Below are 502 nucleotides of genomic sequence, written 5' to 3'. Positions count from 1 at the left end.
TGTCGCAGGCGTCGATGCAGGCCGCGCAGCCGATACACTCGACCTGCAGGCCATCGCGGATGTCGATGCCGGTCGGGCACACCTGCACGCACATGGTGCAGTCGATGCAGTCGCCCAGGCCCTTGGCCTTGTAGTCGACGTCCTTTTTGCGCGGGCCGCGCACTTCGCCGCGCCGAGGGTCGTACGACACGATCAGCGTGTCCTTGTCGAACATCACGCTCTGGAAGCGTGCGTACGGGCACATGTAGATGCAGACCTGCTCGCGCAGCCAGCCTGCGTTGCCGTAGGTGGCGAGGGTGAAGAAACCGACCCAGAAGTAGGCCCAGCCGTCGGCCTGGCCGGTGAAGAATTCGATGCATAGCTCGCGGATGGGGCTGAAGTAGCCGACGAAGGTCATGCCGGTGACAAAACCGATGCCCAGCCACAGGCTGTGCTTGGCCAGCTTGCGCAACAGCTTGTTGGTGCTCATCGGCGCCTTGTCGAGCTTGATGCGCTGGTTGCG

Annotated in this window: 1 protein-coding gene; it reads right to left on the bottom strand. The window is 63.5% G+C overall.

Features of this window, described 5'->3' with window-relative positions:
- A partial coding sequence (locus G3436_RS26750) for a 4Fe-4S dicluster domain-containing protein (protein ID WP_178116629.1) occupies positions 1-502 on the bottom strand: 502 nt, incomplete at both ends.

It is taken from the genome of Pseudomonas brassicae, from assembly GCF_010671725.1.
GTDB lineage: Bacteria > Pseudomonadota > Gammaproteobacteria > Pseudomonadales > Pseudomonadaceae > Aquipseudomonas > Aquipseudomonas brassicae.
This window is presented reverse-complemented; position numbering and strand designations above follow the sequence as displayed.